This window comes from Pseudomonas citri (assembly GCF_025336485.1).
GTDB classification, from domain to species: Bacteria; Pseudomonadota; Gammaproteobacteria; order Pseudomonadales; family Pseudomonadaceae; genus Aquipseudomonas; species Aquipseudomonas citri.
On the sequence record NZ_JAODAB010000001.1, the window covers coordinates 27,987 to 53,580 of the forward strand.

Sequence of the window (25,594 nt, forward strand, 5' to 3'; positions counted from 1 at the left end):
CTCTTCCTACACTCCCGATGGTTCCCCCACCCCCCTCATCGGAGAGATTGCATGACGGATCCTATTTCCCCAATCGATCACTACATCCACGGTCGTCACGTTCCGAATACGTCCGGGCGCTCGCAAGACGTATTCAACCCGGCCAGCGGCATGGTCACCGGCCGTGCGGGCCTGGCCGGAGTCGATCAGGTCAACGCCGCCGTGCAGTCAGCCGCCGACGCATTTCCCAAGTGGGCCGACACGCCGCCGATACGCCGTGCTCGCGTCATGTTCAAGTTTCTCGAACTGCTGAACAAACACCGCGACGAACTCGCCCGGTTGATCACGGCGGAGCACGGCAAAGTGTTCACCGATGCCCAGGGCGAAGTCTCCCGGGGGATCGACATCGTGGAGTTCGCCTGTGGCATGCCTCAGCTGTTAAAAGGCGATTTCACCGAGCAAGTGTCGACCGGAATGGACAACTGGACCCTCCGCCAACCGCTGGGTGTCGTGGCCGGCATCACACCGTTCAACTTCCCGGTGATGGTGCCCATGTGGATGTTCCCGGTCGCCATCGCGGCGGGCAACACTTTCGTGCTCAAGCCCAGCCCGACCGATCCGTCACCGTCGTTGTTCATTGCCGACCTGTTCAAGCAAGCCGGTTTGCCGGACGGCGTGTTCAATGTCGTACAAGGCGACAAGGAAGCGGTCGACGCCTTACTCGATCACCCCGAAGTCAAAGCCGTGAGCTTTGTCGGATCGACACCGATCGCCAACTACATCTACGAAACCGGTGCCCGCCACGGCAAGCGCGTGCAGGCGCTGGGCGGCGCGAAAAACCACATGGTGGTGATGCCTGACGCCGACATCGACCAGGTGGTCGATGCGCTGATCGGTGCGGCCTTCGGCTCTGCCGGCGAACGTTGCATGGCGATCTCGGTGGCGGTATTTGTCGGTGATGTCGCCGACAAAGTCATGCCGAAACTGGTGGAGCGCACCCGGGCATTGAAGATTCTCAACGGCATGAACCTGACGGCCGAAATGGGCCCGATTGTGTCGAAAGCGGCTCACCATCGCATCACTGGCTACATCGAACAAGGCATTGCCGAAGGCGCGCAAATGCTGGTCGACGGTCGCGATTTCCGGGGCACCGAGGCAGGCGAAGGTTGCGAGGGTGGCTTCTGGCTGGGCGGCACGATTTTCGACCACGTGACCCCGCAAATGAGCATCTACAAGGACGAGATCTTCGGTCCCGTATTGGGTTGCCTACGGGTCAACGACTTGAAGGAAGCCGTTGACTTGATCAACGCACACGAATTCGGCAACGGCGTCGCCTGCTTCACCCGCGACGGCAGCGTGGCCCGGGAGTTCAGCCGGCGCATCCAGGTCGGGATGGTCGGGATCAACGTCCCGATCCCGGTACCCATGGCGTGGCACGGTTTCGGCGGCTGGAAGCGCAGCCTGTTCGGCGACATGCATGCGTATGGCGAAGAAGGCATGCGCTTCTACACCAAGCAGAAGTCGATCATGCAGCGCTGGCCCGAAAGCATCGACAAGGGTGCCGAGTTCGTGATGCCGACGGCGAAATAGCGACTCGGCAACGATCGCATGGGGCCTGGCACACCGACCTTGGCAGTGGGCGCCAGGCCCTTCCTTCCTCTTCTATGAAAACACGCTCCGGCCTTTCATTCAGGGCAGAAAGAAGGTTCGCGCGCGATGGAAAAACGTGCCACTCAACATCTCAGGTTGAAGCACCAAGCGCTAATGACCGATTACTAATAACAAAATAACCGGAGAAAACATGCTTGAAGCATTGGGTATTACAGCCAGCCTCGCCTTGCTGATCTACTTCGCCTACAGGGGCTATTCGGTCATCGTTTTTGCGCCGATTTTTGCCCTGCTTGCGGCGCTGACGCAAGGGTTGCCACTGATGCCGACCTATACCGAACTGTTCATGGTCAAGGCAGCCGTCTATGTCAAAAACTTTTTCCCCATCTTTCTGCTGGGTGCAGTCTTCGGCAAAATCATGGAAGAGAGTGGCATGGCAAAGTCGATTGCCAGCGCCTTGATTCGCTCCCTGGGGCCTCGTCGCGCGGTATTGTCCACGGTCCTGTCAGCGGCACTGCTGACGTATGGGGGCGTGAGCATGTTCGTGGTGGTGTTCGCGGTCTATCCGTTTGCAGCAGCCCTGTTCAGGGAAGCGGATATTCCCAAGAAGTTGATTCCTGCCACCATTGTCCTGGGAGCGTTCACGTTCACCATGGATAGCCTGCCGGGCTCCCCGCAAATCCAGAACATCATTCCCAGCAAATTCTTCGGAACGACCATCTATGCCGGCCCTTACCTGGGTATCTTCATTGCCCTGGTGATGTTTGCCACCGGCATGCTGTGGCTGACCCACCGCGTCAACAAGGCACGCGCCAATGGCGAGGGATACGGCGATCACACGCTGAACGAACCGCAACTGGCCAACCTGAAGCTGCCCTCCTGGCGGATTTCCCTGCTGCCCCTGGTGGCGGTCCTGGTGATCAACTACATCGGTAACAAGGTGGTTGAGTGGGACCCGGACATGCTCAACCTGATCATCGACATGCACCTGCCCCTGGCAGCCACCTCGATCAAAACGGTCATCAGCACCTGGTCATTGATCATCGCCGTGACAGTGGGCATCGCCATCGCCTGTTCGGTCGGCTTTTTCACCATGCCCAAGGGCTCGATGAGCAAAGCCATCAACCTGGGTGCCGTGGGTTCGCTGCTGGCGATCATGAACGTCGCGTCGGAGGTGGGCTACGGCAATGTGATCGCTGCGCTACCGGGCTTCAAGTCGATCATTTCCGGCGTCATGGCCATGAACATCGGCGGCGATAATCCCCTGACATCGATGGCCGTCACGATCAACATCATTTGTGGCATCACCGCCTCGGCATCCGGGGGTGTTTCGATTGCCCTGGATCTGTTCAGCACGATGTGGATGGACTGGGCCGCCGCCGTAAACATGTCCCCCGAAATTTTGCATCGGTTTGCCTCCATTGCGTCCGGCGGTTTCGACACCGGGCCACACAATGGCGCAATCATCACCCTGTTGGCGGTTTGTGGTTTGACTCACAAACAGTCGTACCCGGACATTTTCGCGATCACCCTGCTGAAAGTTCTTATGGTCGGCATCGCACTGGTTTTCGTCAGCGTTCTGGGCATTGCCTGATCGCCCCTCGGAGAATGATGCAATGAGTCGTCTTTTTGATTTGAACGCTTCGCAAGCATTGATTGCCGAAGCCACCCGCATGGCGGGAAAAGAATACAACCGTCCCATCAGTGTTGCGGTGTGTGATGCCAATGGCTTGCTGGTTGCCTTCGCACGCGAACCCGATGCGCCGATCCGCACCATCGCAATTGCTCAGGGCAAGGCTTACACCGCTGCCCGGATGGGAGTGGAAACCTCGTCTTTCCATGAGCGCTTGCAGCGTGAGCAACTGCGCCCCGACGATTTCTGCGATGCAGGTCTGACCGCCCTGCCGGGAGGGGCGCACATCTGTGATGCGACAGGCAAGACAGTCGGGGCAATAGGTATCAGCGGTCTGACCGCGGCCCAGGATCAAATCATCGCTACAGCAGTGGCAAGACAGTGGGGTCAACGCCAGCCGGCTTGAGGCCGCTGGCGCTACTCCCTGGACATCAGTTGCCGCTATCGCCCAGCTTGAGCGGCTCGCGTCTCTCAAGCTGGTCGACAACGGCGCTTTGTACGTCGGTCGATGCTTGAGGCTCATGCCAGATGCGTTGCCACATCGCGGTCGTGTTGCGCTGTACTCTTTCGATGTAATCGTCGCCCAGGCTCCGAGGAACGATTTCACGCCAGCGACCCTCAACCTGCTCTGCAACGACAAAGTTGAAGCTGTAGACCGGTTCCAGCCCCATGCGCAGGTCGCTGAGTACCAGCCGGCCATCCACCACCTGGGCGCGCATGAAGCCGCGGTTGAACCACTGCAGACGCTTTACGGCTGGGATATCACTGGCCTGGCGCAACGCTTCCACGTCCGAAGCATGAGCCGCGAAGTGCATCTGCCCGCGGTCAGCCACCACCGAACGGTCCCCCACTACATAACCTTCAGGGGTCATCGCCACCACCCGCCACAGCAGGGTGTTAAAAGGCATAGGTACCGAGAACCGGGGAGCATCCCCCAACCCAAGGACGGTCAGGCTCTGTTGCGCCGCACGCTCGACCTGCGCCTTGGCCAGCAGGGTCCAGCCCAGGTAACCGCTGCTGATCACCAAGGCGACCGTCAGTACCTTATCCGCCCATCGCCGGGACCCACCGAACCAGGCCAGCAGGCACCCCAGCAACAGTGGAGCCGTATAAACCGGATCGATGATAAAGACGCTCGAGCCCATCGTCGGCGATGGCCGCAACGGCCACCACAATTGGGTGCCGTAGGTCGTGAAGGCATCCAGGAGCGGGTGGGTCACCAAGGCCAGTTGAATCGCCCAGAACCACCGCACAGGTGCCTGGGCCACCCGCCCGCGACCAAGACGCTTGAACGCCCACCAGATCAGCGCGGCCACCCAGGGAAGGACCAGCAACGAGTGGCTGAAACTGCGATGTTCGGTCATGACCGCCACCGGATCGGTGGCCGAGAAGCCCAGCCAGAGAGCATCCAGATCCGGTAAGGTGCCCAATGCCGCACCCGCCAGCAAGGCGGCACGGCGATGGCCGGAGGGAGCGATGATGGCGGCAACGGTGCCGCCCAATACCACCTGGGATAAAGAATCCATCAGTAAATCTTTCCATCCTGGTTTTCGAAGTGATAGTAGATTGGATGAGCAGCCGGCTTCCGGTGGCCCTCCTATCAAAGGGCCGATTGTGTCGATGCATCGGTAAAAGACGGCTGCCAGGCGGACCGCGAACGAATGCCGCCCCGCCCGGAGGCTGCTTGATTTCCTTGTGTCCTACGGTTGTTTATCGACCCAGTACCTGTTCGCCGCCGCTACTGTCGCGAACTCTGCCGCAACCACCTGGGAGATGCGTATGAGCATGTCAGCATCGTTGGCATAGACATCGCGAAGTCTGTTGCGGACGGCTTCATCGGGTTGTGTGGCCTTGATCACCAGGCGAGCCATTTTCAACGCCAGTTGCCTTCCCTCCTCGGGTGTTGCCGTTATCAGTGTGTTATTCGGGACAAGTGAGATGCTCATGGGTTGAATCCTCTGTTGATTGAGTATCACGGGATGAAAGCAGGGACTTTCTTGCACTCAAGTATAATTATGACAATTAAATGTGTCATTATTGCTTAACCTGAAATCAGAAACCCTTTCCAGCATGCTTTTGCAACCACTTCGCCCGCTCGGACAGGCGCGCTCCCCAGTCAGCCGCCAGCCCCGGCGCTGATGCAAGCGCCAGCAGCTCGTCAATGTCAGGTCGATGCGATAACTGCACCTGCCAGAACCAGTCGATGGAGAAGCGCTCGGTGTGCCGTTCCAGTAATTCGATCTGGCTGCCCGCTTCGATAAAGCCTGGTTGGAGGACCCGGTAGTACCAACCAGTAATCCGCTCATTGGCGACGAACATCGACATGTGCTCGGCATCGAAACGATGATTGATCTTCCAGCACGGGCTACGCGGCTGGGACACCTGCATTACGCTGGTACCGATCCGGAACACGTCACCCACGTAAACGTTGCACTCAGAGAGCCCGAACGCCGAGATATTCTCCCCCAGGCTACCCGCCAGCAATTGCTCGGCACTCTGCCCAAAGGCTTGTGCCAGGCGCGCATAATTCTGCGCTGCATACTGATGGACGGCCTTCTCCGGACCGCCATGCACGCGGGTATCGCCGTGCTGGTCTCCGACGATGCCGTGCAGCTCCACGCGCGCGGCCTCTGTGAGAGAGCGCTTGAAAATTCCCGTGCATTGTCCTTCGGGCTTTAGCAGCTCCAGACCGCCGGCAAAGACACGCTCGATTGTTGAAGTCAATGTCATCATCGGGCCCTGCGCTCGTCATCCGGTTTCGGCCACTTTACTTAGCTTGGCGGAAAACCGTAAAGTGATCGTTAAACATACATACAATCACTTTTAATGATCCATGGAGGCTTTCATGGAAATGCGCCAGCTGAAGATTTTCTGCGCAGTGGCCGACTTAGGCAGTTTCACCGCCGCGGCGATGCAGGTGAATACCGTGCAGTCCAACGTCACCATGCGCGTGAAGGAGCTGGAAGCCGAACTCAATCGAGAGTTGTTCATCCGCAAGAAATCCGGGGTTGTGCTCACCTCGGCGGGCGAGACATTCCTCGGCTATGCGCGTCGCATCCTGCAATTGACCGAAGAAAGCCGCAACGTCTTGAGGGACACCGGCAGCCCGACGGGGTTGTTGCGGCTGGGGTCGATGGAAACCACGGCCGCCATTCGCTTACCACAAGTGTTGACCAAGTACCGCGAACAGTACCCCCAGGTCCACTTATCGTTGCAGACCGGGACCACGGTCGAACTGATCAAGGCGGTTGAAACGCACCGACTCGATGGCGCCTTCGTCGGCGGTTTCCATCAGAACCCGGCCCTGGCCCAGGAAGAAGTGTTCCTGGAGGAACTGGTGCTGGTCAGCAGTAGCCAGTTCGATTCATTGCCGATGCTGATGGAAAAGATGCCCCAGCAAACGGTGCTGGTGTTCCGCACTGGCTGCTTCTATCGTTCGACCCTCGAGAACTGGTTCTACCAGGTCGGTCTGGTGCCCAACCAGATCATGGAACTGGGTACCCTCGATGGCATCCTGTCATGCGTCGCCGCTGGTATGGGCGTGACCCTGCTGCCCAGGGCCATCGCGGAAAACTGCAGCGTCCGACATGGAATCCGCTGGCACACACTGCCGCCGGAATTCGCCAACGTTTCCACCGTATTCATCCGCCGCAATGACTCGATGATCACCTCGGCGATGAGTGCATTCATTGAATTGGCGCAACAACAGGTTGCCCGGCAGGCGAATCCGTAGGACACGCCACGCGCAAAGGGAAACGGCTCGGCGGATATCACCGAGCCGTTCGTTTTCCCCGGGCAGGATCAGGAAAATATTTCATTGCCAGCCAAGCGGCTTCCTATCTTCCTGCATGAACCGGGCAATCCCGATGCCGCCCTCCCGCACCGCCAGCCGTCCTGGCGTAGTGGGTAAGCCATGGAGCAGTTCGGCCATGCGCTCGGCAGCCGGGACCACACTGTGGATCTTGCCCACGCCCTGCCCTGCGTACAACGACAGCTTTTCAGCCATTCGCGGCTTGTCGATCGCCCGGGCGCCTCCGCCGATCAGGCGCAGCAGATTCCACTTGTCCCGATTGGGGATCACCCGGTGCGGTGTGCCATAGGTCCAACCGAACGAGTAGCCGGTCCGGTACTCGGTATCGTCAGTGGTCGCCTCGACAATTTTTTGCTTGTAGAGCGGGTGGGCGTTCGACTCATCGGTGGCAAGGAAAGCCGTACCCACTAACACCCCCGACGCGCCAAGGGACATCATTGCCCGAACATCGTCACCGGTGGTGACGCCGCCAGCGGCGAGTACCGGCCGCCCCTCGGAGATAGCGAGAATCGATGTCAACAACGGCATGATGCCGATGGTGCCACGATTCAAGTGCCCACCGCCCTCGCAGCCTTGCGCCACAATGATGTCGGCGCCCTGAGCGATGGCGCGGCGGGCCAGTTCAACCGTCCCGGTCTGCACCATGACCACCAGCCCGGCGTCTTTCGCCCGGGGAATCATGTCGGCTGAATATTTTTCGGCATAGAACAGCGACAGGAGCCTGGGTTTTTCCTGGAGGATCACCTGGAACTGCGCTTCGAAAACGTCCGGGCCGCCGAACTGCGGCACCAGGTTCACGCCAAAGGGTTGGTCGGTCAGGGCTCGGGTTTCATGGATCCAGCGGCGCAAGGTCAACGGCGGCAAGCGCAGGCCACCCATCACCCCCATGCCACCGGCATTGGCCACCGCGCTCACCAGTTGCGGGCCGGAAATGGCCGCCATGCCGGCGAGAAAAATCGGATACCGCACACCGCAGAGTCGGGTGATGGCGTTGCCTGCAAAATCGAATCCGGCTTCGTTCATGACTCACAGCTCCACGTGTTTGCCAAGCATCCGCTTGAGCGTGTTGTTCTTCAGTAGAAAGTGATTCTTGAGTGCACCGAACATGTGCAATGCAAGCCCTGCGAGAAACGCCGAAGCACCGATGCTGAAGAGCACATCGACGATCGCCTTCAAGTCCGGATTAGCGGGAAGGACAGTGGGTATCGATAATCCGCCCGGCAGCCCCATCACCTCCCCGGCCGCAGACCTTGACGCCCACACCGCGATCGGCAACAGGACCATCGCCAGGGCCAGCGACACTGCCACCGAACGGCTGATAATGACCTCTATTGGGTTGGGTGTGCCCACGGGCAGCGGATGATAAGCAGTGACCCGCGCCCAGAACCGATAGATCGATACCAGGAACAGCATCAGGCCCAGCAGATTCTGCAGCTTGCCCATCTGCTGTACGTCACCGATTGCCTGACCGATCATCGCTTGCAGGGCGAAAATCGCCAGCAGCAAGACCGCCACGGCCCAGTGCAGGGCAACTGTGATGGGTGAAAACCTCAGGCCATTGTCTCGTAGTTGCATGGCTGACTCCTTTACAGGGTGCGCAAAATAATAAGGAAGAGAAGTGACTTCACCTCAGTGACTGACGGCCTGCGCCGCCCCCAGCCCCGTTTGCGCACGTATCAACTGTTCGTCAAAACGCTCGCGCTCAAGCTCCGCCCTGTGACTGCGATCGGTGATCGAGCCCAGCCAGGTGAAGAGGAACGCCACGTTCATCGAGATGATTGCCGGGTAGTCGTACGGGAAGATCGCCTGGGTATTGCCCAGCACCTTGACCCACACGGCCGGCGAGAGAATCACCAGGCCTACCGCGCTTACCAGCCCGGCCATCCCGCCAATCAATGCACCCCGGGTCGTCAGCCCTTTCCAGTACATTGATAGCACCAGGATCGGAAAATTGACCGAAGCCGCTACGCCAAAAGTCAGCGCGACCAGAAACGCGATGTTCTGATCCTTGAACAGAATCCCCAGTACCACGGCGACAATGCCGATGCCCACCGAGGCAATCCGCGACACACGGCGCTCGTTCTTCGCCCGGCCCTTCCTGAACACCATCACATAGAGGTCATGGGAAATCGCCGATGTGCCGGCCATGGTCAACCCGGAGACCACCGCCAGGATCGTCGCGAACGCGACGGCGGAGATGAAGCCGAGCATCAGATCCCCACCCACGGCTTTAGCCAGATGCATCACCGGCATGTTGCTGCCACCGATAAGCTTGCCACCCAGGATCCCCGATTCGTAGAAGGTCGGGTCCTGGCCGACGATCACAATGGCCGCCAGTCCCAGCACCGCCACGATCAGGAAGAAAAAACCGATGAAACCTGTGGCGATGAATACCGATTTACGTGCCTGCCTGGCATCTGGAACCGTGAAGAAACGCATGAGGATATGCGGCAAGCCGGCAGTACCGAACACCAACCCCAGCGCCAGTGAAATCAGCGACAAAGGATCGGCCACCAATTTGCTCGGCAGCAGAATCCGCTCGCCATTTTGATGGGCCGCTACTGCCTTTTCGAACAACAGCTCGAAGGAAAATCCGAACTTGCCGAGGGCCAGGAGCATCAACACCGTCCCTCCCAATAACAGCAATCCGGCCTTGATGATCTGCACCCAGGTGGTAGCGACCATGCCGCCAAACGTGACGTAGACCGCCATCAACAGACCCACCGCGATGACCGCGTAGTTATAGGGCAGGCCAAACAGCAGTTGAATCAACTGCCCTGCCCCCACCATCTGCACCACCAGGTAAAAGCACACCACCGTCAACGAGCCAAAAGCAGTCATCGTGCGGATGCGGTTCTGATCCAGGCGGAAAGAGGCGATATCGGAGATAGTGACGCGCCCCAGGTTACGGATGCGCTCAGCGAACAGGAACAACAGCAGCGGCCAAGCCACAAAGAAGCTGATCGAATAGAGCACCCCGTCGAAACCATTGAAGAAGAACATGCTGGTGATCCCCAGCAGCGCAGCCGCTGACATGTAGTCCCCAGCCAATGCCAGACCGTTCTGGAAACCGGTGATACCGCCGCCGGCGTTGTAGAAATCGTTCATCGATCTGGTCTTGGACGAGGCCCAGTAGGTAATGCCCAGGGTCGCCACGACAAAGACCAGGAACATGCTGATTGCGGTGATGTTGATCGGTTGCTTTTCGACGTTCTGCAAGACTTCGGCGGCCATGGCAGCCGAGGTAGTCGAGCCGAGCAGCAGAGCTGAAACGAAGTTCCGGAGGATGGGCTTCATACGGTGGCCTCCGCCCGGATCTGTGCGGCCAGTTCATCGAACTCACCGTTGGCACGCAGGATGTAGAGACCGGTGAACAACCAGACGCCAACGACGAATATTACGCCCAGCGGCCAACCGATGTTGATCATGCTGGTCGCCGATAATTTCAATGCCAGTAAATGCGGAGCGAATGCGCAAACGAGGATAAACGCGATGTATGGAACAAGGGTTGCAGCGCTCAGAAGGGCGACGAATGTCCGTTGCCGCGAGATCAGTTCCTTGTAACGGGGGTGATTACGGACTCTTTCTGATTCGGTTGTCGGGTTCAAGTTGACTCCGTGTAGCAGTGGTTGCGTTATTGTTGTTCCACAGCCTCAGATCCGACACGATCCGCCACTGACTGCGGTGTGTGTGCCCTGTCAACCTATGCTCGGCATATGATCATGTAAAATGATCTTTTATGATTTAAATGATCTCTTTTGATGAATCCCTCTTCCCCGGACCAATGATGCGATCCGGAACCCTGACCTCAAATAAAACATCTGGGGCGCTACCTCGAGAGCTTGAGCCTGGAAGCGACGATCCCCGCGAGAGAGAGAAACACGCCCTCTTGCCAAAACCGCGATGGATACCACAAGCCTTGAGTCGTAAAACAATGCCGGGAGCACACTATGTCGACCCAGCGGCCCAATGCGTTGCATTTGAACAAGAACAATGCGCTCCATGGGCACTTCGCCCCTTTCCGGGAGTCAACTCATGCCGTTCGCCAACGACAAGTTCCCCCGAAGGAATCCTTGATCACGCACGTAAAGAGGAGATCACTCATCGCACCACAAAATTGTTCGTTGAGTACTTCGGCGAACAGGTGCGCCTGTTCAGCATGGTCCTGATCGAAGAGGTCGCGGACGGCGGCTCGGGGCGTGCCGATTAAACGCTGACGTTGGCGAAGATGGGGATCGCCGTGGATCCCGAATGAACAGCGCAGGCGAAGTCTATTCGTAGGATCCGCGCGTGGGTGGACGTCGGAAGTGACAAAGCCGATCCGCCACCCGACGTAGACGTAGGAAGGTAAACGCAGTCAATCAGCCCATTCGTGCATCAGCATTGCCCAGGCCTGCTCGGTGAACCGATAGCTCTTGTCGGTGTGAAGAACGATGACGCCCTCCTCGCACAGACGCTTGAGCACTTCCCTTACACCGATGAACGACAGGTCGGCAGCCGACGCATGCAGGTAAGTGTGCACACCGCGCACGCCGATGGCGCGCCCGTCCTGGGCGGCAACCGCCAGCGCATTGATCACCTTGAAGCGAATCAGGCTGGTACGCAGCCCATAAAAACGTAGCAACTTGCGGATATGTTCGTTGGGGCTGCGCTCAAGATCGAACGCCAACTGAGCAGACATTGTCCCCAGAGGCCGGCTCGAGTGCAGCGGTGTGGGACCTGGATTTCTCATCGTGCGAATACTCCTTTTCAGACAATGCACAGCGGGGGTGACCCTGATTTCGGATCACCCACGCATCCTTTAGAAATCGACCGTGGCCGAAAGCTGCAACGTGCGCGGATAGCCCGGCGAGAACGCACCATACGAAGCGACTCCCGACCAGTACTCGCGATCGAACACGTTCTGCACCGTGGCGCGGAACGTCGTAGGCCGGCCGTCGATCTTCGTGGCGTAACGGGCCCCCGCGTCGAAGCGGGTCCAGGAGTTCAGTTCCTGGGTGTTGGCCTGGTTCACGTATTGCTTGTCGGTGTAGATCGCCCCGCTGGTGAGGGTGAAGCCCTCCAGCCACGGCGTGTCCCATTCGGCCCAGACGTTGGCCTGGACGTCCGGCACGCCCACGGGTTTATTGCCACGGTTGGCGGCGGTGGCCGAATCGGTGAGTTCGCCATCGAGCAGCGTCACGCCCCCCATCAGGCGGGTGCCGGGTGCCACTTCGCCGAACATGCTCAGCTCCACGCCACGGTTGCGTTGTTCGGCCTGCACCGAGAAAACATTGTCTGCCCCTGTTTCGCCACTGGGTTTCTCGATCTGGAAGAAGGCCAATGTGGTCATGAACGTGCCATGTTCATACTTGACGCCGATCTCGTGCTGCTTCGACTCATAAGGCGCGAACGTCTCGCCGGCATTGGATGCAGTGCCGGGGGCGATGTCGCCCTTGCTCAAGCCTTCGACATAGTTGTAGTACAGCGACACATCTTCCCAGGGCTTGATCACCACGCCCACCAGAGGCGTCGTGGCGCTGTCGTCATAGCGGGAACTGACCGAACCGTTCGCCCCGTAGTTGCGCGACTCGATATCCTGTCGACGCAGCCCCAGGGTCAATTGAAAACGGTCGTCAAGCATCGACAAGGTGTCGGTCAACGCTACACCGCTCAGTTCCGACTCGGAGACCCGCAGTACCTTCGGCTCGTTGATGTATTGCTTGGGCACGTCCACCGGATGGTAGATATTTGAGCGCACCTCAGTGCCATTGGTGATGCCACGGGACAATTCGTCCTGATAACGCGTCGCCATCACGGTGGTGGTGTGGGTGACCGGGCCGGTGTCGAACACTCCGCGAATCCCCACGTCGGCCGTCGAGCGGTCCACGTTGAATTTGTAATGACCCGGCACGTTGGCGGTATCACCGGCATCGTTGAGGATCCTCGGGACCTGGTCGGACATCCGGTCAACATCAGACCGGCCGCCACCGGCATGGGCAAAAACCGTGACCGAGTCATTCAGGTCGTATTCGCCACCCAGCAGAGCCGATTGCTCCCGGGTGTCCGACCAACCCCAATCCTGCGACAGGTTGGTGCGACCGTTCGGCGCGGACGGAACATCCACGCCGGGGGCAATCGTGAAGGGCCGCGAAGCGCCTTCGAAGCTTTCCTTCTGGCTGATGAAATCCAGGTTCAAGCGCAACCGCTCGCCCTTGTAGTCGAGGGCAATCGCACCGATGTTGAGTTCGCGTTCCTGATTATCGACGGCGGTATCGCCACCTTGCAGAGTACCGTTGAAGCGCACTCCGAACTGATTTTCCGAACCGAACCGGCGGCTCACATCCAGATGCCCGCCCAGCTCGGAGTCGGATGCGTAGCTGGTGGTCACACGGGTCAGGTCTTCGTCCAGCGGACGCTTGGGCACGATGTTGATCACCCCGCCTACCCCGCTGTTGGGCGAGATCCCATACATCAAGGCACCCGGGCCCTTGAGCACTTCGACCCGCTCGGCATAGTCGGTGAACACCCGATAGTTGGGTGCCACGCCATACACACCGTCGTAGGCCAGTTCGCCGAGGTTACCCTCGCCAATCGGGAAGCCACGGATGAAGAAGGAGTCGACGATGCCCCCGGTCTGGCCGGTGGAGCGCACCGACGGATCGCGCTGCAAGGCGTCGGCCACGGTCACGGTTTGCAGGTCGGCCATGGTCTTGGCGGTGTAGCTGGTCACGCTGAATGGCGTGTCCATCACATCCTTGTTGCCCATCATTCCCAAGCGGGCGCCCCGGGCAACCTGCCCACCGGCCAGTACCGGAGGCAAGTCGCCCGGGCCACTGTAGGTGCCGGTGACATGGGTCTCGTCAAGGGTCAGCCCCTGCGCTTTCCCGTCCGCCGAAACGTTCGGGTTCTTATCGGCAACCGGTTCCTGGACCGGGGTTGCCGCCCAGGCAGTGGCGCTTCCTGCGACCAGAACGAAACTCAGCGTGGCGGTACGGATCGCGAGTGCTAACGCGCACTCACCGCAGGGACGACTTGCAACAGACATGACGGAGTAATCCTTTTTAGCAAGAGAAAATGGTAATCACTCCTATCGCCAGCCGACCCGCGGAAAAGTATCACCCTCCCGGATTTATTTTTTCAGCGCGGCTCGTACAGGCAATCAAGCGGGATCGCGACCACCGGCAAGGCCGGGTCAAATGCATGCCGCGTGGTCTTGTACGGAAACAGCTCGCCCCGGCCGATGGTGGTGAAAATCCGCTCCACTTCGAAGGCTTTTCCGGTTTGCCAATGGCGCACCCGCACCCGTGGATCGGCGTAGTCGAGCTGGATGCACGGCACCCGTTTCAAGCCCAATTGCCGTGCCGCGTTGAGCCGGTGATTGCCGTCCATCACGATGCCTCGGGAACGCTCGATGATGATCGGTTCCAACCAATGCCCGGCGCGGACGATCGATTCACGCAACCACTGCACGTTGGCAGGATCGACCTGCTCGGACTGCAGCACCTCGCTCACTGGGCGCAGCGCAATCTGATAACCCTGTTCCATGGTGTGGCCTCCTGTTTGGCGATGGGTCAGCAGGCGTCTGCCTTGGCGGGTACTTCGTACAGGCTGGCCACGTCCAGCAGCCGCTGCGCCTGTTCGATGAGCGGCAGGTCCACCATCTGGCCGTCCACCTGCACGGCATGGCTACCGGCAGCCACGGCCTGCATCACCCGGTCCGCCCACGCCAGCTGGTGCGCATCGGGCAGGAAGGCACGCTGGACCGTGGTCAACTGGGCAGGATGGATGCACAGCTTGGCGCCAAAGCCCAGGGACCGGGCGTACTGTGCATCGTGCTTGACCACCGCAAGGTCGCTGATCGCTGGCGACACGCCGTCGATGGGCGCCGGCAGACCGGCCGTTCGCGAAGCCAGCACGATTCGGTTGCGGGCGAAGAGGAAGGCTTCAGGCACCTGGCTGCAGTTGATGTCGAGGGAAAAATCCAGGGAGCCGAACGCCAGGCGCGATAACCCGGCAATCGAGGCAATCGACTCGACCTGCTGCAAGCCCTTGGCCGTCTCGATGATGGCCACGATCTTGAGGTCGGGCTGCCAACCTGACAGCCGCTCGACCAACTGGCACAGGGCCTCGGAATACTCGGCCTTGGGCAGGAAAATCCCCGCGCAGCGCTCGGGGTAGCGCATGTCCCTCAGCCAGGTCAGGTCCTGGGAAAAATAACCGCTGCCGATGCTGTTCACGCGGATGTATCGCTGGCAGGAGACCTTCGGCGTGCTCTCCTGCCAGGCCCAGATCGCGGCACGGGCGGCCGCCTTGCTGTTGGGATGAACGGCGTCTTCGAGGTCGAGGATGATTGCGTCAGGCGCCGCGGCGACCGCTTTGGCGAAGCGTTCCGGACGATTGCCCGGGACGAACAGATAGCTGATGGGAAGCGTGGCGATGGTGCTGGGACGTTCAGTGGTCATGGTGCTCTCCTGGCGTGCATCAGTCGTGGTTCGGTAAAAAATCCATGCGCCCGGGACAGGGGAAAAACCGTGCCTGACACATGCTGTTTCACCAACCCGCAATGCCTTGTCCATCAAGACATTGCGGGCTGTTTTTAAATACGGACGAACACAATCGAGCAGCTGCAAACAGCAGCTTCGGTGCGTTCGGTCGACGAGTAAATGTTTAAAATATTTCCAAACCTTACTTGATAATCGTTCGCATTAGCAATAAGGTTCTCGCCATCGAGAGGCGACCTCTCATGCATCAGGGAGATTTTCATGGCCATAGGAAGTGCATAGCGGTGATGTCATTTGAATGCCATCGAGTGACACTAAACAGTGTGCCTGCCAGCAATTAAACGGCGCCTCTGTGTATCACTAAAGACCTGCATTCATTCACGCCTTAAAAAAGGCACGCATACGTCTGTCGATAACGATTAGTTATCGAAACATGAATGGCGACATTTTCGACGCCAGGGGTTAACTATGCCTAATGAACGACCGTCGACACTTAGAAAGTTCCCTGAAGTGCACCAACCTACAATGTTGACGCCATTGCTCGACCCTGTGCTGACGCACTTCATCGAAAACCGTGCAGCGCAACTATTGGAACTGCTTGCGCAATATGGATCGCCGCTTAATTTAGTATGGCCCCATGCCTTTAAAACCAATGTCACCGCGCTGCAAGCGGTGCTGAATCAGTACAACGTCAAGCACTCGATTTTCTACGGGGCCAAGGCCAACAAGTCTCAATGCCTGCTCGACGCAGCCGCGCAACTGGGCATCGGCATCGATGTATCGAGTGTTCACGAACTGGACGCAGCCCGACGAGCCGGCATGCCGGGCGCGCATCTGTGCGCGACCGGGCCAGCCAAGACCACGGCGTTTCATCGAGCGCTGGTGGAGGCCGGTTCGCTGATTTGCGTGGATTCGCCGGAGGAGTTCGCGCACCTCAACAGGCTGGTCAGGTCCCTGCCTGCCCCAGTCAGGACAAGGGTTCTCCTGCGTTATAGACCAAGAAGCTGCCCGACGAGTCGCTTCGGAATGGGCACAAACGAGCTGCTCGAATGCCTGCAACAGCTGTCGCAGGAACGGGAAAACTTCCACCTCGAGGGCTTCCATTTTCACCTCGGTGGCTACGGCTACGAATCACGGGCCCAGGCCTTCCGTGAGGTCACCGCCTTCGTCGAGGCCGCCCGGGAAATGAACCTGGCGCCCACGATGATCGACATCGGTGGCGGCCTGCCCATTCGTTATGTCGAGTCGCAAGCCTACGACAGTTTTCTACAAAACGAGAATAAGCCCAGCCATTATTACAACCACTCGGTTCCGGATTCTTATTACCCCTATGGCGGATACCTGACGGCCAGTCAGTGGTTGGCGTTATTCCTCGAAGCCGATTATTCGCCGGGGCAGTCCATTGCCAATTACTTGCACTCGAGCAATATCACGTTATCACTGGAGCCTGGGCGAAGCCTGGTGGACCAAGCCGCCATTTCGGTATTCCGGGTCACTCGGACCAAAAAGCTGGCGGATAACAAAACCGTCATCTTCGTCGAGGGCAGTAGTTTCAGTGCCTGTGAAACATGGTTTTCCTCGGAATATCTGGTCGACCCGATCTTAATCAGCCATGCGTCATCGCCGCCGACACCGACCCAAGCGTACATCGCCGGTCATAGTTGCCTGGATGATGATGTCATTACTTATCGCCTGATCAACTTCGCGACTTTACCCCAAGCGGGAGATTTATTGATCTACGCCAACACGGCCGGTTATCAGATGGACTTGTTGGAAAACCAGTTTCATCGCCACCCCCTGCCCCGGCGATTAATGGCGACCTGTTGTTCGCAAGACCACTTCGTATTTTCACCTGACTGTTAAAGGGAGTCTCCTGAATGATACTTAACAAAGTTTCAGATCTTATCGGTAACACGCCCATGCTCGGCATTGATGTTCCAGACACCAATGCCCGCCTGTTACTCAAGATTGAAAAGAACAACCCCGGCGGCAGCATCAAGGACCGCATGGCGCGCAACATGGTGCTGGCTGCGCTCAAGTCCGGACGCCTGAAGCCTGGTGGCGTGGTCGTCGAGTCATCTTCGGGCAACACCGGTATCGGGCTGGCAATGGCCGCCGTCGAGTTCGGCCTGCACTTCATCGCCGTGGTCGATCATCACGCCGCCCAGGACAAGATCGCCGTCATGAAGGCACTGGGGGCGGACGTGCGATTCGTCACCGGGCAGTATCGCGAGGATGAAGTCGCCGTGGTCGAACGCCAGCGAATGGCCGCCGAACTCGCGACGCAGATTCCAGGCGCGGTGTTCATGAACCAGTCGGACAACGCCGCCAATGCCGGCGGCTATAGCGACTTTGTCCGCGAAACCATCGCCCAGGCCAAAGGCGCTATCGGTGCCTATGTCGGATGCGTGGGCACTGGCGGCTCGATGACCGGCATTGCCCGTGGCCTGAAAGTGCACAACCCCCAGACCGTGACCGTCGCGGTGGAGCCTGCCGGTTCCATTGTCTTCGGCCACCCCGGCTACCCCTATTACCAATCGGGCACCGGGACGCCGGCCGGCGACACCGTGGGCCTGGTGCTCGACTACAGCTGCATCGACCTGGGCATCCAGGTCACCGATTCCCAGGCCTTCGAAACGGCACGCTACATCGCCCGCAACCTGGCGCTGCTGGTCGGCGGTTCGACCGGCGGCGCGATCTACAAGGCGCTTGAACTGATCCACAAGGGCGTGCTGACCGGCAACGTCGTGGTCCCGATTGCGGACGGCGGCGAAAAGTACCTGCACACCGTGTTCGACGAACAATGGCTGCAAGAGCGCGAGCTGCTCGATCCGAACGTCGCCGTGCAACTGGACAGTTGGCTGGGCAAGACCCAATGGCTTGAAACACTGTCCGCGCCTTTGCAACTGAGCGTCGCATGACCCCCACCCCATACAGGAACGCTTGCTAATGAATGCGCTGAAAGTCGCCATCTGTGGCGGTGGCAGGACCGGTCACCTGAACGCCATCCTGTTCAAGCAACTGCCTCATGTGCAGGTTTCGATACTCACCGGCAACCCTGCGGTTGTCGAACATCACGTCCGGCAAACACCGATGCGGGCCCTGTTGCCGGACGGCTCGACACTGAGTGCGCAACCGGACCGGGTCACCCAGGATGCCAAAACCGCCGTCGAGGATGCCGACATCGTCATCATCACCGTGCCGGCCCACGCACGACCGCAACTGCTGCATGACATCGCGCCACACCTGAGCACCGACAAACCGGTTTACATCGGTGCCATCCCGGGCTTTTGCGGCTTTGACTGGTTGGCTGAAGCCGCACTGGCACAAAAGCCCAACCTGGTGATCTGGGGCATGAAGGATGTCCCACATACCGCATTCGAACTCAAAGCCGGGCAATCGGTGAGAATGGGCGGCGGTAAAAGCCAGCTGTACGTGGCAACCCACGCACGGGAAACCCAGGCGTCCCGCCAACATCTGCAACAAATCCTCACCCGGCTGTACGGCCCTTGCGTGACGATGCTCGACGACTACCTGGAAATCACCCTGACCCCGGGCAACCCGATCATGCACAGTTCAGTGATCTACGGGTTGATCGGTCCCTATGGCCAGTGGCATCGCAAGATTTTCCCGCAGCCCATGTGCTGGTGGACCGAATGCCCGGAGCTGGGCGCTTACTTTCTCGAGCGCATGGATGAAGAAAGCCAGGCGCTGTGCGCGGTCATCAGCCAGCGTCTGGGCGTGGACCTGTCCTCGGTCAAGTCCTTGAAACAAGAGATCGTCGAGGCCTACGGCGAGCAGATCCGCGACCAGAGCAGCATGCTGTCGATCCTGCGCACCAACCAGGCCTACAACAACATCCTCGCCCCGATGGTGCCTGCCGCCGACAACCGCGCCGGCTACGTGATCGAGCGCGAAAGCCGTGCCTTCAATGAAGACGTCGCCTACGGCCTGGTCCTGCTGGTGGAAATGGCCAAGCGCTTCGAGCTGAAGGTTCCCTACATCGAGGAGGTCTTGCAATGGAGTGTTTCCTACATGCAAGGCTTGCGTGACTCAGCGCTCGACTACTTCCCCAGCCATTGGCCGCGCACCGCATGAATGGCCCCTCACCTTTCTTATCTATCGACGAGCAGACCGCTGATATGGATGACTTCAAAACCCTGATCACCTACTCCCGGAAAAACGCCATGCGACGCTTGGTTCGCTGCCTGTTTGCCGAGAACATCCTGGATCGTTCGGCGTTGAACTTTTCCGCCGACGGCACCCAGGCCACCTACCCGCTGAAGAACACCCGGAACCAGTTGTTTTTCTCGCGGATCACCCTGGCGCCCGCCGATACCCTGATCAATGACGGCGACGTGGTCCTGGTGACCGACGAGGGCCTGCGCCAGGTCATTCACAGCCATCATGACCTGCTGGATGTGTTGCGCGACAGCTTCGACTTCGAGCCCAGCGACGAAGGCATGGCCGGACTCAAGTCGGACATGGAAAACAGCCTGATGAACGATGCCCATGCCCGCCAGCATCGCCAGCAATGGAACGCCCGGTTGGCCGAGGCCGCCCGCAGCCACGGCCTGGACAGCCTGACCGACTACCTGCGCCAGCACGCCAGCACCAAGGACGCAGCGATTCTGCTGGACCAGTGGGGATCGCTGGAAGGCCATCCGTACTACCCGACCTGGAAAGCCCGCCCCGGCTTGAGCGACGCAGAGGTCGAGCGACTGTCGCCCGAGTTCAACGCCCAGGTGCCGCTGCGCATCGCCGCGCTGCGCGCAGACATGGCCAGGAGCGAAAGCATGCCCCACGTGACCAGCTATCACAGCTGGTTCGCCGCGAACTTCCCGGTGCAATGGGAGCAATGGAAAGCCGAGCTCAACACCAAGGGATTGAACGAAATCCATTGGGTGCCGCTGCCGATCCATGCCTGGCATCTGGAGGCTTTTGTCCTCAAGACCTTCGCCAAGGAAATCGAAGACGGCATCCTGATCACCGACGGCCCAGACATCCAGACACTGCCGACCATGTCCTACCGAACGATGATGCCGGTGCTGGAACAAACCGCGCCCCTGATCAAATTGCCCATTGCCGTGTGGATGACCAGCGAGCTGCGCAGTTTGCAAGCCAAGTCGATCCACATGGGTCCGCGCATCAGCACGGTGATCTCGCAGATCCTCGCCGCCGAAAACGGCTTCGGTCAGCGCCTGGAAATCTTCCCGGAGGAAATCGGCGTGCGCTACCGTAACGCGATTACCCAGGACGATGCGCCCGGTCGACACCTGTCGGTGGTCTACCGGGCCAGCCAGGCAGCGTTCGAGCGCCAGGATGATTGCCTGCCGATCACCGTGGCTTCGCTGTTCACCCGCCTGCCCGGCAGCGCACGACCACTGTTCACCGAGTTGATCGAGCGCGACGGTGCCCGCCCCGGTGCCGAAGCGATCGAGGACTGGTTCCGCCAGTACGCCAGGGTGGTCACCCATCCGGTGGTTGCGATTTACCTGCTGTACGGCATCGGCCTGGAAGCCCACCAGCAAAACACCATGGTGCTGTTTTCCCCTGACGGCAAAGCGCGTAGTCTGCTGATCCGCGACTTTGGCGACGGCCGGACCTACGCGCCGCTGCTGGAAGAGCGAGGCTACACCCTGGCGCCTCACGTGCAGCCGGGCATCTTGCCGACCGTGTTCGTCGACGATATCGAGCCGGTGCGAATGTTTGTGCTGGATGCGGCGTTCCTCACGCACTTGCACGAAATCGCCCTGTGGCTGACCCGGGAATATGAACTGGGCGATACCCGGCTTTGGCGGGTGCTGCGCGAGGAAACCGAGGCGGCCTTCGACGTGGTGCGCGAGCGTGTCGCCGGACCGTTGTGGGAGGTCGAACGCAAGGCGTTCATCGAGGACCCGTGGCCCACCCGCTCACTGCTGCGCATGCACATGCTGCAATACGCCAACTATCGTTTGCAGCACACGCTGACCAACCCGCTTGCAACTGTTTAACCACCGAGGCTGAGTCATGTCCCACGCAGGTGTCGTCCAGGGTTCGAATGTGAGAATCCTGATTTATCTTTTATTCGCGATTCAACTCATCTCCATGGGCGCGATGGAAATGAGCGGTCCGTTCTGGCCCGTCCACCTGCGTGGGCTCACGTCCTCGGAGTCGATTTTCAGCTTCGCCAGCATCGCCGTGTATGTCGGGCCGATGCTGGGCATCATTCTGACCAGCGCCTTCTGGGGCCGTATCGGCGACCGTTACGGCCACAAGCTGATGATGATCCGCGCACTCGCGGGCTTGTCGCTGACCCAGCTCGGGCTGGCACTGTCCGGCGATATCTGGGTGATCCTGGTCCTGCGATTCCTGCAAGGCGCCTTCGCCGGGTACATCGCCCCGGCGCAGGCCTACGGGGTGAGTATCGAAGCCCCTTCACGGCGGGCGCGGTTGTTCGCCATCCTGCAGATTTCCACCAACGTCGGCTCGTTGCTCGGCGCGGTGGTCGGCGGCTTGATCCTCGATTACGCCACTTTCTTCTGGATCAACATCATCGCCTCGGCGCTGTGCGCGGTCTGCACCGTGGTGGCAGCCGTCACGCTGCCGGACGTGCCGCCAGTGAAGAAGGCCACGACGGTCATTGCCAGTGCAGCGACGGGGCGCACCACCAGTGTCTGGCAAACGTCGCCGCTACTGTCCTTGCTCTGCGTCATGGGCATCCTGCTGCTGGCGCGGATGCTGCCGCAGACCTCATTTTCGTTGTACGTAAGCTCGGTGTTTGTCGTCAGCAACTCGGTCGTCGGCCTGTGCTACGGCCTGTTGGCACTGGGTTTCATTCTGTCCGCCACGGCCTGGTCGCGCTATTTCGAGCATTTGAATCAGCAGGACACCCTGCACCGGATGACTTATGTAGTGCTGGGCTGCATCGCCCTGACCGCCATCGCCGGGGTCACGCGCAATGCCGTCGTGTTTGTCGTCGTCTATTTCATCTGGGGGGTGTTGCTGGGCGCCACCACGCCGGTACTGATGGCACTGATTTCGAAAGCCGCCGACAGCTCGCAACAAGGTCACGTGTTGGGCATTGCCCAGGGCACCGCACAATTTGCGTCCATCGCCGGTATTTCAATCGGTGGGCTGCTCAGTCAGGTCTACGGCTTGCAATACACCTACCTGTTTGTCTGCCTGGCCTATGTGCTGGCGCTGCTGCCCGTAGTCGCCTTGCGTTACTGGCCCACGCGCCTGCAACCGAGCCAAGTCCCACCGGCGGAATGATCAAGGAGTCCGGTTTTGAACATTGAACGACTGCGCGCCGACACACCGGCGGTCGAGCACCTGATCCACTTCAATAATGCCGGCGCAGCGCTGATGCCCCGGCCCGTCGTCGAGGTCGTGACCGCGCATCTGCAAAGGGAAGCCCGGCTCGGCGGCTACGAAGCCGCTGCGCAACAGACCCCGGATCTGAACAATGTCTATAGCTCCATCGCCCGTCTGATCAACGCTGACCCCGATGAAATCGCGGTCATCGAAAATGCTACCCGCGCCTGGGACATGGCGTTCTACTCGCTGCCGCTGCGGGCCGGGGATGTCATCCTCACCTCCAGCACCGAATACGCTGGCAACTACATCCCCTACCTGCAACTCAAACAGCAGCGCGGCATCGAAATCCGGGTGATCCCCAACGATGAACAAGGCCAGGTTTCCCTACCGGCGCTCAAGGCCTTGCTGGAGAACGAGCGTGTGGCGTTGTTGTCGTTACCGGTGATCGCCACCAACGGCGGCCCGGTCCAGCCCATCGAGCAGATCGGAGCACTGGCGCGGGCGGCCGGCGTGCTGTTTCTGCTCGACGCCTGCCAAGGCGTTGGGCAAATGCCGATTGATGTGCAGAAGATCGGCTGCCACATGCTGGCGGCGACCAGCCGTAAATACCTGCGCGGCCCCAGGGGCATGGGTTTTCTGTACGTCGAAAAATCCCTGTGCCAGAACCTTGAGCCGGCGTTCCTCGACTTGCATGCCGCAACCCTGCAGACACCGGACAGCTTCAGCATCCGCGGCGATGCCAGGCGTTTCGAAAACTGGGAATGCAACGTAGCGGCGAAACTGGGCCTCGGGGCTGCCGCGGACTACGCACTGGCGCAAGGCGTGGAACCGATGTGGCAACAAATCCAGCAACTGGCGGGGTATTTGCGTGAGCGCCTGGCCGTGATTCCCGGCGTCACCGTGCAAGACCTGGGCGCGCTCAAGTCGGGAATCGTGACGTTTACCCACCACGGTAACAGCGCGCTGCAAGTACAACAGTGGCTGGCAGCCCAGGCGAAAAGAATCAATGTCAGCACCTCGACATTCAGCTCGACGATGCTCGACATGCAGCAGCGCGACCTGGTGGCGGTCAGCCGGGCCTCAATCCACGCCTACAATACCGACGCCGAAATCGACGCGATGGTCGCGGCACTGACCCGTATACCGCCCGCTTGAAACTGGACAGAGAATCACCCTTGCGCCGCGGGAGCGTTGTCAATTAGCATTGGGAATACTTCTCAATTGCAAAAAAAACGCAGCCATGAGCGAAACCCTGCCCGCGAACAATGACCATCATCTGCGCGTGATCGAGGCGCTGTACGCCGGCCATCATGGCTGGTTGTACGCCACGCTGAAGAAAAAACTGGGTAACGCCATGGATGCGGCGGATCTGACCCAGGACACCTTCACCCGTATCCTGGCCTCCCAGATCACCGCCATCGAGCAGCCACGGGCCTACCTGAGTTGCGTCGCCAAAGGCATCCTCGTCAACTGGTACCAGCGCAAGGCACTGGAGCGGGCCTACCTCGACGCTCTCGCGCACCTGCCAGCCCAGGAAGCGCCTTCCCCCGAAACACGCTTCATGGTCCTGGAAACCCTGCATGAAATCGATGCGATGCTCGATGCCCTTCCACCGTTGGTCAAGCGCGCGTTCCTGCTGTCGCAGATCGGCGGCCTGAAGTACAGCGACATTGCCGAACGCCTGGGCGTCTCGCTGATCACCGTCAAGCGCTACATGAAACAGGCGTTCGTACAATGCCTGATGCTGGTGGAGTGAATGCTGACTCGCCGCCATGAGCCGCCGCTCGATCCCAAGATCCTCGAAGAGGCCGCCGATTGGCTGATGCGCCTGAGTGAACGCGACCTCAGCAGCAGCGAGCAGGCCGAATGGGAATGCTGGAAAGTCAGCAGCCCTGAACGGGGCCGGGCGTGGTCTCGGGCGCAGTTGCTGCAAAGCAAGCTCGGCGGCCTGCCACCGTCCCTGGCGATGTCGGCGCTGGATCGCCCAAGCAACCCCGAACGCCGTGTGGCCCTCAGGAAACTGGCGGTGCTGCTGGCAGTGGCCCCCACCGGTTGGGGTACTTGGAAACTGGCGCAATCGCAACAATGGTCGGCCGATTACCGCACCGCTGTCGGCCAGCGCCGCGAGTTGACCCTCGCCGACGGCTCTCGCCTTACCCTCAACACCGCCACCGCCATCGACGTATTGTTCGACGTTAACCAGCGGCTGATCAAATTGCGCGAAGGGGAAATCCTGGTGCAAACCGCGCCGGATGTCTCGTCCCAGGCCCGCCCCTTCCTGGTCAGCAGCCAGGACGGCCTCATGCAAGCCCTGGGCACCCGGTTCATCGTCCGCCAAATGCAGGCACGCACGCACCTGGCGGTCCTCGACGGCGTGGTCCGGGTTGAACTGGCGGACAATCGCCAGACCGCGCCGATGCTCGTCAACGCCGGACAGCGAACTGATTTTTCCGCTCGCGCGTTCGGCCCGTTGAACCCGACGGATCGTAACGTCACAGCCTGGACCCAAGGCATGCTGATGGCCGACAAGATGCGCCTGGCGGATTTCGTCGCCGAACTGGCGCGCTACCGCCCAGGCTTCGTGCGTTGCGACCCGGCTATCGCCGAGCTGCGCATTTCCGGCGCTTTTCCCATCAGCGACACCCAGCGCAGCCTGAACATGCTGGTGCAAACCTACCCGGTATTGGTCAACGGTCACTTGAACGGGTACTGGGTGACACTCTCCCCCGCCTGACCCCGGGAAAAATAAATACCTGCGCAGGTGATACTTTTTCCGGTTTC

23 protein-coding genes are annotated in these 25,594 nt (G+C 59.8%); 12 read left to right on the plus strand and 11 right to left on the minus strand.

Features of this window, described 5'->3' with window-relative positions:
- Positions 1-51: 51 nt before the first annotated feature.
- From N4Q37_RS00135 to N4Q37_RS00145, 3 genes are all read left to right on the plus strand, one after another.
- On the plus strand, positions 52-1,569 hold the full coding sequence (locus tag N4Q37_RS00135) for a CoA-acylating methylmalonate-semialdehyde dehydrogenase (protein ID WP_260954348.1): 1,518 nt from the start codon (positions 52-54) through the stop codon (positions 1,567-1,569).
- A 211-nt stretch (positions 1,570-1,780) separates the two neighbouring features.
- Entirely contained in the window at positions 1,781-3,181 is a 1,401-nt protein-coding gene (locus tag N4Q37_RS00140; RefSeq protein ID WP_260954349.1) for a GntP family permease, read from the plus strand.
- Between the two features lie 22 nt (positions 3,182-3,203).
- Positions 3,204-3,626 (plus strand): GlcG/HbpS family heme-binding protein, encoded by a 423-nt coding sequence (locus N4Q37_RS00145; protein ID WP_260954350.1) that lies wholly within the window; start codon positions 3,204-3,206, stop codon positions 3,624-3,626.
- A 25-nt stretch (positions 3,627-3,651) separates the two neighbouring features.
- Here the strand turns inward: N4Q37_RS00145 and N4Q37_RS00150 are convergent, their stop codons facing one another.
- The 3 genes from N4Q37_RS00150 to N4Q37_RS00160 form a co-directional block, all read right to left on the minus strand.
- The gene (locus N4Q37_RS00150) at positions 3,652-4,746 is read right to left on the minus strand and encodes a metal-dependent hydrolase (protein ID WP_260954352.1); all 1,095 of its coding nucleotides are present in this window, start codon (positions 4,744-4,746) and stop codon (positions 3,652-3,654) included.
- Positions 4,747-4,920: 174 nt separating this feature from the next.
- Positions 4,921-5,166, minus strand: a complete 246-nt coding sequence (locus tag N4Q37_RS00155) for a hexameric tyrosine-coordinated heme protein (protein WP_260954353.1) — start codon at positions 5,164-5,166, stop codon at positions 4,921-4,923.
- 106 nt (positions 5,167-5,272) lie between these two features.
- Positions 5,273-5,953 carry an MOSC domain-containing protein gene (locus N4Q37_RS00160; RefSeq protein WP_260954354.1) on the minus strand — a complete coding sequence of 227 codons (681 nt, stop codon included), beginning with the start codon at positions 5,951-5,953 and terminating at the stop codon, positions 5,273-5,275.
- 112 nt (positions 5,954-6,065) lie between these two features.
- Between N4Q37_RS00160 and N4Q37_RS00165 the strand changes: the two genes are divergently transcribed.
- Positions 6,066-6,953, plus strand: a complete 888-nt coding sequence (locus N4Q37_RS00165; protein ID WP_260954355.1) for a LysR family transcriptional regulator — start codon at positions 6,066-6,068, stop codon at positions 6,951-6,953.
- 81 nt (positions 6,954-7,034) lie between these two features.
- Here N4Q37_RS00165 and N4Q37_RS00170 read toward each other — a convergent pair whose 3' ends face one another.
- The 8 genes from N4Q37_RS00170 to N4Q37_RS00205 all read right to left on the minus strand — a co-directional run bounded on the left by N4Q37_RS00170 (position 7,035) and on the right by N4Q37_RS00205 (position 15,475).
- The gene (locus N4Q37_RS00170) at positions 7,035-8,054 is read right to left on the minus strand and encodes an NAD(P)H-dependent flavin oxidoreductase (protein ID WP_260954356.1); all 1,020 of its coding nucleotides are present in this window, start codon (positions 8,052-8,054) and stop codon (positions 7,035-7,037) included.
- A 3-nt stretch (positions 8,055-8,057) separates the two neighbouring features.
- The gene (locus tag N4Q37_RS00175; RefSeq protein ID WP_260954357.1) at positions 8,058-8,606 is read right to left on the minus strand and encodes a cytochrome b; all 549 of its coding nucleotides are present in this window, start codon (positions 8,604-8,606) and stop codon (positions 8,058-8,060) included.
- Between the two features lie 54 nt (positions 8,607-8,660).
- On the minus strand, positions 8,661-10,328 hold the full coding sequence (gene actP / locus N4Q37_RS00180; RefSeq protein WP_260954358.1) for a cation/acetate symporter ActP: 1,668 nt from the start codon (positions 10,326-10,328) through the stop codon (positions 8,661-8,663).
- On the minus strand, positions 10,325-10,639 hold the full coding sequence (locus N4Q37_RS00185; protein WP_260954359.1) for a DUF485 domain-containing protein: 315 nt from the start codon (positions 10,637-10,639) through the stop codon (positions 10,325-10,327). The genes actP and N4Q37_RS00185 overlap by 4 nt, the downstream gene beginning before the upstream one ends.
- 749 nt (positions 10,640-11,388) lie before the next feature.
- Entirely contained in the window at positions 11,389-11,712 is a 324-nt protein-coding gene (locus N4Q37_RS00190; protein ID WP_260954361.1) for a fe2+ zn2+ uptake regulation protein, read from the minus strand.
- A 120-nt stretch (positions 11,713-11,832) separates the two neighbouring features.
- Positions 11,833-14,058, minus strand: coding sequence for a TonB-dependent receptor (locus tag N4Q37_RS00195; RefSeq protein ID WP_260954362.1), 2,226 nt, complete (start codon positions 14,056-14,058; stop codon positions 11,833-11,835).
- 92 nt (positions 14,059-14,150) lie between these two features.
- On the minus strand, positions 14,151-14,558 hold the full coding sequence (locus N4Q37_RS00200) for a ParB N-terminal domain-containing protein (RefSeq protein ID WP_260954363.1): 408 nt from the start codon (positions 14,556-14,558) through the stop codon (positions 14,151-14,153).
- Positions 14,559-14,584: 26 nt separating this feature from the next.
- Positions 14,585-15,475, minus strand: coding sequence for an HpcH/HpaI aldolase/citrate lyase family protein (locus N4Q37_RS00205; RefSeq protein ID WP_260954364.1), 891 nt, complete (start codon positions 15,473-15,475; stop codon positions 14,585-14,587).
- Positions 15,476-15,982: 507 nt separating this feature from the next.
- Here N4Q37_RS00205 and N4Q37_RS00210 point away from each other — a divergent pair.
- The 8 genes from N4Q37_RS00210 to N4Q37_RS00245 all read left to right on the plus strand — a co-directional run bounded on the left by N4Q37_RS00210 (position 15,983) and on the right by N4Q37_RS00245 (position 25,547).
- On the plus strand, positions 15,983-17,377 hold the full coding sequence (locus N4Q37_RS00210) for a Y4yA family PLP-dependent enzyme (RefSeq protein ID WP_260954365.1): 1,395 nt from the start codon (positions 15,983-15,985) through the stop codon (positions 17,375-17,377).
- A gap of 14 nt (positions 17,378-17,391) precedes the next feature.
- Entirely contained in the window at positions 17,392-18,435 is a 1,044-nt protein-coding gene (locus tag N4Q37_RS00215; RefSeq protein ID WP_260954366.1) for a PLP-dependent cysteine synthase family protein, read from the plus strand.
- Between the two features lie 28 nt (positions 18,436-18,463).
- Complete coding sequence (locus N4Q37_RS00220; protein WP_260954367.1) at positions 18,464-19,612, plus strand: NAD/NADP-dependent octopine/nopaline dehydrogenase family protein; 1,149 nt, start codon at positions 18,464-18,466, stop codon at positions 19,610-19,612.
- A gap of 89 nt (positions 19,613-19,701) precedes the next feature.
- Positions 19,702-21,507 carry an IucA/IucC family protein gene (locus N4Q37_RS00225; RefSeq protein ID WP_260954368.1) on the plus strand — a complete coding sequence of 602 codons (1,806 nt, stop codon included), beginning with the start codon at positions 19,702-19,704 and terminating at the stop codon, positions 21,505-21,507.
- A 16-nt stretch (positions 21,508-21,523) separates the two neighbouring features.
- Entirely contained in the window at positions 21,524-22,768 is a 1,245-nt protein-coding gene (locus tag N4Q37_RS00230) for an MFS transporter (RefSeq protein WP_260954369.1), read from the plus strand.
- Positions 22,769-22,783: 15 nt separating this feature from the next.
- Positions 22,784-23,968 carry an aminotransferase class V-fold PLP-dependent enzyme gene (locus N4Q37_RS00235; RefSeq protein WP_260954371.1) on the plus strand — a complete coding sequence of 395 codons (1,185 nt, stop codon included), beginning with the start codon at positions 22,784-22,786 and terminating at the stop codon, positions 23,966-23,968.
- An 85-nt stretch (positions 23,969-24,053) separates the two neighbouring features.
- Positions 24,054-24,569: a sigma-70 family RNA polymerase sigma factor gene (locus tag N4Q37_RS00240; RefSeq protein WP_260954372.1), complete on the plus strand. Its 516-nt coding sequence runs from the start codon at positions 24,054-24,056 to the stop codon at positions 24,567-24,569.
- On the plus strand, positions 24,570-25,547 hold the full coding sequence (locus tag N4Q37_RS00245) for a FecR domain-containing protein (protein WP_260954373.1): 978 nt from the start codon (positions 24,570-24,572) through the stop codon (positions 25,545-25,547). It begins immediately after the preceding gene.
- The last annotated feature ends 47 nt before the right edge of the window (positions 25,548-25,594 follow it).

Coding starts and splice junctions, on each gene's coding strand:
- N4Q37_RS00225 (WP_260954368.1), top strand. CDS start 19,702: ATGCGACGCTTGGTTCGCTGCCTGTTTGCCGAGAACATCCTGGATCGT.
- N4Q37_RS00210 (WP_260954365.1), top strand. CDS start 15,983: ATGCCTAATGAACGACCGTCGACACTTAGAAAGTTCCCTGAAGTGCAC.
- N4Q37_RS00245 (WP_260954373.1), top strand. CDS start 24,570: ATGCTGACTCGCCGCCATGAGCCGCCGCTCGATCCCAAGATCCTCGAA.
- N4Q37_RS00140 (WP_260954349.1), top strand. CDS start 1,781: ATGCTTGAAGCATTGGGTATTACAGCCAGCCTCGCCTTGCTGATCTAC.
- actP (WP_260954358.1), bottom strand. CDS start 10,328: ATGAAGCCCATCCTCCGGAACTTCGTTTCAGCTCTGCTGCTCGGCTCG.
- N4Q37_RS00175 (WP_260954357.1), bottom strand. CDS start 8,606: ATGCAACTACGAGACAATGGCCTGAGGTTTTCACCCATCACAGTTGCC.
- N4Q37_RS00205 (WP_260954364.1), bottom strand. CDS start 15,475: ATGACCACTGAACGTCCCAGCACCATCGCCACGCTTCCCATCAGCTAT.
- N4Q37_RS00190 (WP_260954361.1), bottom strand. CDS start 11,712: ATGTCTGCTCAGTTGGCGTTCGATCTTGAGCGCAGCCCCAACGAACAT.
- N4Q37_RS00160 (WP_260954354.1), bottom strand. CDS start 5,953: ATGATGACATTGACTTCAACAATCGAGCGTGTCTTTGCCGGCGGTCTG.
- N4Q37_RS00240 (WP_260954372.1), top strand. CDS start 24,054: ATGAGCGAAACCCTGCCCGCGAACAATGACCATCATCTGCGCGTGATC.
- N4Q37_RS00215 (WP_260954366.1), top strand. CDS start 17,392: ATGATACTTAACAAAGTTTCAGATCTTATCGGTAACACGCCCATGCTC.
- N4Q37_RS00165 (WP_260954355.1), top strand. CDS start 6,066: ATGGAAATGCGCCAGCTGAAGATTTTCTGCGCAGTGGCCGACTTAGGC.
- N4Q37_RS00230 (WP_260954369.1), top strand. CDS start 21,524: ATGTCCCACGCAGGTGTCGTCCAGGGTTCGAATGTGAGAATCCTGATT.
- N4Q37_RS00145 (WP_260954350.1), top strand. CDS start 3,204: ATGAGTCGTCTTTTTGATTTGAACGCTTCGCAAGCATTGATTGCCGAA.
- N4Q37_RS00155 (WP_260954353.1), bottom strand. CDS start 5,166: ATGAGCATCTCACTTGTCCCGAATAACACACTGATAACGGCAACACCC.
- N4Q37_RS00170 (WP_260954356.1), bottom strand. CDS start 8,054: ATGAACGAAGCCGGATTCGATTTTGCAGGCAACGCCATCACCCGACTC.
- N4Q37_RS00200 (WP_260954363.1), bottom strand. CDS start 14,558: ATGGAACAGGGTTATCAGATTGCGCTGCGCCCAGTGAGCGAGGTGCTG.
- N4Q37_RS00150 (WP_260954352.1), bottom strand. CDS start 4,746: ATGGATTCTTTATCCCAGGTGGTATTGGGCGGCACCGTTGCCGCCATC.
- N4Q37_RS00195 (WP_260954362.1), bottom strand. CDS start 14,058: ATGTCTGTTGCAAGTCGTCCCTGCGGTGAGTGCGCGTTAGCACTCGCG.
- N4Q37_RS00135 (WP_260954348.1), top strand. CDS start 52: ATGACGGATCCTATTTCCCCAATCGATCACTACATCCACGGTCGTCAC.
- N4Q37_RS00220 (WP_260954367.1), top strand. CDS start 18,464: ATGAATGCGCTGAAAGTCGCCATCTGTGGCGGTGGCAGGACCGGTCAC.